The organism is Nocardioides sp., assembly GCF_016462705.1.
In the GTDB taxonomy this organism is placed as follows: domain Bacteria; phylum Actinomycetota; class Actinomycetes; order Propionibacteriales; family Nocardioidaceae; genus Nocardioides.
On record NZ_JAEMSS010000222.1, the window covers coordinates 1 to 6,084 of the forward strand.

The window sequence follows — 6,084 nt, forward strand, 5'->3', positions numbered from 1 at the left end:
ACCACGTCGAAGCGACCCACCGCGATCATGTGGCCCTGGAGCAGCAGCACGAAGGCGACGCGGTCCTGGTGGTCGACCTGGGTGAAGCGGGCCACGTCGCGCTCGGAGAGCTTGGGCATGGGGCTGAAGAACCGGTAGTACTTCGACTGGTCGCTCACCCGCGCGGAGAACTCGACGAGCAGCTCGGCGTCGTTGGGAGCGATCGGCCGGATGTGGGCCGTGCGCCCGTCGCGCAGCAGGACGTCGGCCTCCCAGTGCCGCGGCGCGGTGGGGGGCTCGTCGGGCTGGGGGGAAGCCTCGGCGGTCACGCTCTGCAATCTATCCCGTCCGACCTGGGCGGCGTGCCACCGTCGGGTGAACAGACGCCGCAGGGAAGAATGCGGGCATGGCAAGGCGTAGGACCGACCAACCCCTCCCCGACGACTTCGAGGAGCACATCATCGACACCGATGTCGGTGACGAGATGCGCTCGTCGTTCCTGGAGTACGCCTACTCCGTCATCTACTCCCGGGCGCTGCCCGACGCCCGCGACGGCCTCAAGCCCGTCCAGCGCCGGATCCTCTACACGATGAACGACATGCGGCTGATGCCCGACCGCGGCCACATCAAGAGCGCCCGCGTCGTCGGCGAGGTCATGGGCCGGCTGCACCCGCACGGCGACGGGGCGATCTACGACGCCCTGGTCCGCCTGGCGCAGCCGTGGTCGATGCGGCTGCCGATGGTCGACGGGCACGGCAACTTCGGCTCCCCCGGCGGCGACGACCCGCCCGCGGCCATGCGCTACACCGAGTGCCGGATGGCGCCCGCCGCGGTGGCCATGACCGCCTCGATCGACGAGGACACCGTCGACTTCAAGCCCAACTACGACAGCCGCGAGCACGAGCCGACGGTCCTGCCGAGCGCGATCCCCAACCTGGTCGTCAACGGCTCCACCGGCATCGCCGTGGGCATGGCCACCAACATGGCGCCGCACAACCTCGTCGAGGTCGTCCAGGCGCTGCGGCACCTCATCACCCACCCCGGTGCCCGGCTCGACAGCCTGATGCGCTTCATCCCCGGCCCGGACCTGCCGACCGGCGGCAAGATCGTCGGGCTCGACGGCATCAAGGACGCCTACGAGACCGGCCGCGGGTCGTTCCGGATGCGGGCCACCGCCCGGGTCGAGACCATCGGCCGGCGCAAGGGCATCGTGGTCACCGAGCTGCCCTACACGGTGGGCATCGAGAAGGTCGTCGAGCGGATCAAGGTCCTCGTGCAGTCCAAGAAGCTGCAGGGCATCGCCGACATCAAGGACCTCACCGACATGGCCAACGGCACCCGCCTGGTCATCGAGATCAAGAACGGCTTCCACCCGGAGGCGATCCTCGAGCAGCTCTACCGCCAGACGCCGATGGAGGAGTCCTTCGGCATCAACAACGTCTGCCTCGTCGACGGCCAGCCGCGCACGCTCGGCCTCAAGGAGCTCCTCGAGGTCTTCCTCGAGCACCGCTACACCGTCGTACGCCGCCGCTCGCAGTTCCGCCGCGACAAGAAGGCCGAGCGCCTGCACCTCGTCGACGGCCTGCTCATCGCGCTGCTCGACATCGACGAGGTCATCCAGGTGATCCGCACCAGCGACGACCGTCCCGCGGCGCGCGAGCGCCTGATCAGCGTGTTCGACCTCAGCCAGGCGCAGGCCGACTACATCCTCGAGATGCAGCTGGGCCGGCTCACCCGCTTCAGCCGGATCGAGCTGGAGAAGGAGCAGGAGACCCTGCGCCGCGAGATCGAGGAGCTCGAGGCGATCCTCGCCGACGAGGACCTGCTCAAGAAGGTCGTCTCCGACGAGCTGCTCGAGGTGTCCAAGACCTTCGGCACCCCGCGGCGCACGGTCCTCCTCGAGACCGCCGGTACGCCGGTCGCGGCGCAGGCCGCGCCGCTCGAGGTCGCCGACGACCCGTGCTTCGCCTTCCTGTCCTCCAGCGGGCTGCTCGCGCGCTCGTCCTCGGCCGAGGCGGTGGGAGCCGGCGGCGACCGGACCAACCACGACGTCCTCGTGTCGGCGGTGGCGACGACGGCGCGCGGCGAGGTCGGGCTGCTCACCTCGCGGGGCCGGCTGGTCAAGCTCTCCGTCCTCGACCTGCCGGGCCTGCCCGCGTCGGCCAACGACCCCAACCTCCAGGGCGGCTACCCGGTCAGCGAGATCGCGACGCTCGAGCCGGGTGAGCGGGCGCTGGCGCTCTGCACCCTCACCCCCGACGGCCCCGGGCTCGCGCTCGGCACCAAGGACGGGATCATCAAGCGGGTCAACCCCGAGGTCATCGGCAAGGACGAGTGGGACGTCATCGGCCTCAAGGACGGCGACGAGGTCGTCGGCGCCGTGCAGCTGACCACCGGGCACGAGACGCTCTGCTTCATCACCACCGACGCGCAGCTGCTGCACTTCGGCGCCGACGGCGTGCGGCCGCAGGGCCGTTCTGGGGGCGGCATGCAGGGCATCCGGGTCGCCGCCGGGGAGCGGGTCGCGTGGTTCGGCGCCGTCGACCCAGGGGCCTCCGTCGTCGTCACCGCCTCCGGCTCCACCACCGCGCTGCCCGGCACCGAGCCGGGCGCGGTCAAGGTCACGCCGTTCGAGGAGTACCCCGCCAAGGGCCGGGCCACGGGCGGCGTGCGCTGCCACCGCTTCCTCAAGGGCGAGGACACGCTGGTCTTCGCCTGGGCCGGTGACGCGCCGGCGCGGGCGGCGGCGGCGAGCGGCGCACCGGTCGATCTGCCCGAGGCCAACGGCCGGCGCGACGGCTCCGGCACGCCGGCGTCGCAGCCCATCGCCGCGGCCGCGGGGCCCGTCGGCCTGCGTCTCGCGCGGCTTGTGCAAGGCTGACCGCATGGCTCCGTCGTACCCCGGGCGCATGCCCGCGCTGGCCCTGGTCGCGGCCCTGGTCCTCCTCGGAGCAGGCTGCAGCGACGACGCGAAGGCCGGCGGCGGGGACGACGACGCGCCGACGCCCGACGAGGTCCTCGCGCTCGCCAAGACCACCCTCGACGAGACCAGCGCGGTCACGATCTCGCTCGAGACCGACGAGGTCCCCAGCGGCGTGACCGGCATCAAGTCTGCGACGGGCGTGGGGGCCCACCCGGCGGCGTTCGAGGGCGAGTTCGAGCTGAGCGTCAACGGCCTCCCCGCGACCGCCGAGGTCATCGCCGTCGACGGGGTCACCTACGCCAAGAACTCGCTGCTGCTCCCCGACTGGACGAGCATCGACCCGAGCGACTACGGCGCGCCCGACCCGGCCCAGCTGATGGCGCCCGACGACGGCTTCTCGGGGCTGATCGCCGCCATCGTCGACGCCGAGGAGGGCGACTCGGTGCGCGGCGGGGACGACAACCGGGAGATCTTCACGGAGTACACCGGCACGATCCCGTCCTCCGCGGTCGAGGCCCTCATCCCCACCGCCGAGGGCGACTTCGACGCGGTGCTGACGGTCAGCGACGAGGGTGAGCTGCGCTGGGCCGAGCTCACCGGGGTGTTCTACGAGAACGCCGACGCCCTCACCTACACGCTCGAGCTCGACGACTACGGCACGGAAGCGGAGATCACCGCGCCGTGACCAGGACTGGCTCTCCCCGGTTGCTCCTGGGGTTGGCCGCCGTGGCTGTCGCGTTCGCGGCGGCCGACACCTACGTGGTGGTGCTCGCGCTGCCCGAGATGATGGGTGCCACCGGCATTCCCATCGACCAGCTGCAGCGGGCCGCGCCGATCGTGTCGGGATTCCTGCTGGGGTACGTCGCGATGCTGCCGCTGATCGGCCGGATCGCCGACCTGCGCGGCCGGCTCCCGGTCCTGGTCGCGGCCCTCGTCGTCTTCGCGGCCGGGTCGCTGGTCACCGCCCTGGCCTACGACCTGCCGTCGATGGTGACCGGCCGGTTCCTGCAGGGCGTCGGCGGCGGCGGCCTGGTCCCGGCGACGCTCGCCCTGGTCGCCGACCTCTACCCGGTCGAGCGCCGCGGCGTGCCGCTCGGGATCGTGTCGGCGGTGCAGGAGCTCGGCTCGGTCATCGGGCCGCTGTTCGGCGCGCTCGTGATCTCGGTCGCCGACTGGCGCACGATCTTCCTCATCAACCTGGCCGTGGGGCTGGTCCTGGCGGCCGCGCTGAGGGCCGCCCGGGACACCCGGGAAGCGGGCGCAGCGGGCGCCTCCCCCGGGGACGAGCGGTCCCCCGGACCACCGGGCCGCTTCGACTGGGGCAGCCCGCTGCTGCTGCTGGTCACCCTGGGCTTCGGGGCGCTGGTCTTCGTGCAGCCCAACGAGCTGGTCACCGACATCACCTGGGGAGAGCTCTTCCTCCCGTTCGCCGGTGACGGGCGCTGGCTGACGCCGGTCGGCCTGGTCACCATCGTCGCGTTCCTGCTCTTCCTGGTCCGCTCGGCGACCGCCAGCCGTCCGATGCTCGACCTGGCCGGCTGGGCACGCTCCTCCCGGGAGGCGGACCTCAGGGGCGCGCTGCTCCTCGCCGTCGCCCTCGGCGGCGTGATCCTCGCCTTCGCCACCGCCGATCCCCAGGTGCAGGTCTTCTCCGACCGCGGCCTCTGGTACCTGGCCGCGGCCGCGGTCGCGGCCGTCGCCTTCGTCCTGCACCTGCGCAGCGCGCAGGCACCGCTGGTGCCGCCCGGCGCGCTGCGGCAGCGGCCCGCGTGGGGCGCGATCCTGGTGAGCTTCTTCGTCGGCTCCGCGCTCATCGCCGCCCTCATCGACATCCCGATCTACGCGCGGACGACGACCTACCGCACGTCCCAGCTCATGGCCGCGCTGGTGCTGGTGCGGTTCCTGGTCGCACTGCCGATCGGTGCGGTGGTCGGTGGCTACCTCATCCGGACCCGCGGAGCCGGACCCGTGACCGCCGTCGGCATGACGATGTCGGCCACCGGCTTCTTCCTCATGTCCCGGTGGGGCATCGACAGCCTCGAGGACCCGACGTCCAACATCGCGCTGGTGCTCTGCGGCTTCGGGTTCGGGCTCGCGCTGGCACCGGTGAACGCCGCGGTGCTCGCGCACACCGACGCGGGGGTGCACGGGCTGGCGTCGGCGATGGTGGTGGTGGCCCGGATGGTCGGCATGCTCGTCGGAATCTCGGCCCTGACCACGATCGGCCTGCGCCGCTACTACGCCGAGCAGGACGGGTTGCCGACGGTGACCGAGGTCTGCGGCAAGGCGGAGATGTGCCAGGACTTCCGGGACCTCCAGAAGCTCGCCGGTGTCGCCCAGGAGCAGACCGTCTTCCTCGGGGCCGCCTTCTGCGCCCTGGCCGCCGCCGTCGTCGCCCTCGTCGTGTTCCGGGGCGCCGCGACCCGGGCCGTCGCCGCCCACCACGCGGTCCGGTCGCTGGGCTGAGCGCGACCGCCGCACACCGACCTACTACCGTCCTGCCCGTGAGCGACTTCGACGACCTCCTGGCCGAGAACGAGAAGTACGCCGCCGAGTTCGACCAGGGCGGCTTCGACGGTGTCGCCCACGCCGGCATCGCGGTCATCACCTGCATGGACTCACGCATCGAGCCGCTGCGGATGCTGGGTCTCGGTCTCGGCGACGCCAAGATCTTCCGCAACCCGGGTGGGCGGGTGACCCCCCAAGCGCTCGAGGCGCTGGTGCTGGGCACCCACCTGCTCAACGTGAAGCGGATCCTCGTGGTCCCGCACACCCGGTGCGCCATGGTGGCCAACTCGGAGGACGAGCTGCGCAAGAAGATCGGCGCCTCGGCGGGCACGGACCCGTCCTGGCAGCTCTTCAGCGTGGTGACCGACCAGCTCTCGGCGCTCGAGGACGACGTCCGCAAGGTGCGCGCTCACCCGCTCATCCCTGAGGGCGTCGCCGTCGGCGGGTTCATCTACGACGTCGACACCGGACTGCTCGACCAGAAGCTCTGAGCTGCTTCACGCCTGCTCGTCGGCGCGGTCGGCCCACACAGACGCCTCTAGGCTGACGACGATGCCTGCACCCGCACCCCGCAGCACCCTGGCGGCGTTGGCCGCGCTCGGCATGCTCACGACCGCCTGCACCGGCGACCCCGCCGCGGCTCCCCCGGCCGCACCGGCCGGCCGGTCGACACC

4 protein-coding genes and 1 pseudogene are annotated in these 6,084 nt (G+C 72.0%); 4 read left to right on the forward strand and 1 reads right to left on the reverse strand.

What is annotated here, in order from left to right; all coding sequences use genetic code 11:
- Positions 1 to 308, reverse strand: a pseudogene (locus tag JHD21_RS19825) (GNAT family N-acetyltransferase); the annotation flags it as partial.
- Between the two features lie 77 nt (positions 309 to 385).
- Between JHD21_RS19825 and JHD21_RS19830 the strand changes: the two are divergent.
- From JHD21_RS19830 to JHD21_RS19845, 4 genes are read left to right on the forward strand one after another with little or no spacing between them, the layout of a single operon-like run.
- On the forward strand, positions 386 to 2,860 hold the full coding sequence (locus JHD21_RS19830; protein ID WP_292678802.1) for a DNA topoisomerase IV subunit A: 2,475 nt from the start codon (positions 386 to 388) through the stop codon (positions 2,858 to 2,860).
- 28 nt (positions 2,861 to 2,888) lie between these two features.
- Positions 2,889 to 3,587, forward strand: coding sequence for an LppX_LprAFG lipoprotein (locus JHD21_RS19835; protein WP_292678804.1), 699 nt, complete (start codon positions 2,889 to 2,891; stop codon positions 3,585 to 3,587).
- A 41-nt stretch (positions 3,588 to 3,628) separates the two neighbouring features.
- A complete protein-coding gene (locus JHD21_RS19840; RefSeq protein ID WP_292678807.1) occupies positions 3,629 to 5,368 on the forward strand; it encodes an MFS transporter in 1,740 nt (579 codons plus the stop codon).
- 38 nt (positions 5,369 to 5,406) lie between these two features.
- A complete protein-coding gene (locus tag JHD21_RS19845) occupies positions 5,407 to 5,901 on the forward strand; it encodes a carbonic anhydrase (protein ID WP_292678810.1) in 495 nt (164 codons plus the stop codon).
- The last annotated feature ends 183 nt before the right edge of the window (positions 5,902 to 6,084 follow it).

Bases quoted from the DNA above. Each gene is read 5' to 3' on its own strand.
- JHD21_RS19835 (WP_292678804.1), top strand. From the start codon at position 2,889: ATGCCCGCGCTGGCCCTGGTCGCGGCCCTGGTCCTCCTCGGAGCAGGC.
- JHD21_RS19830 (WP_292678802.1), top strand. From the start codon at position 386: ATGGCAAGGCGTAGGACCGACCAACCCCTCCCCGACGACTTCGAGGAG.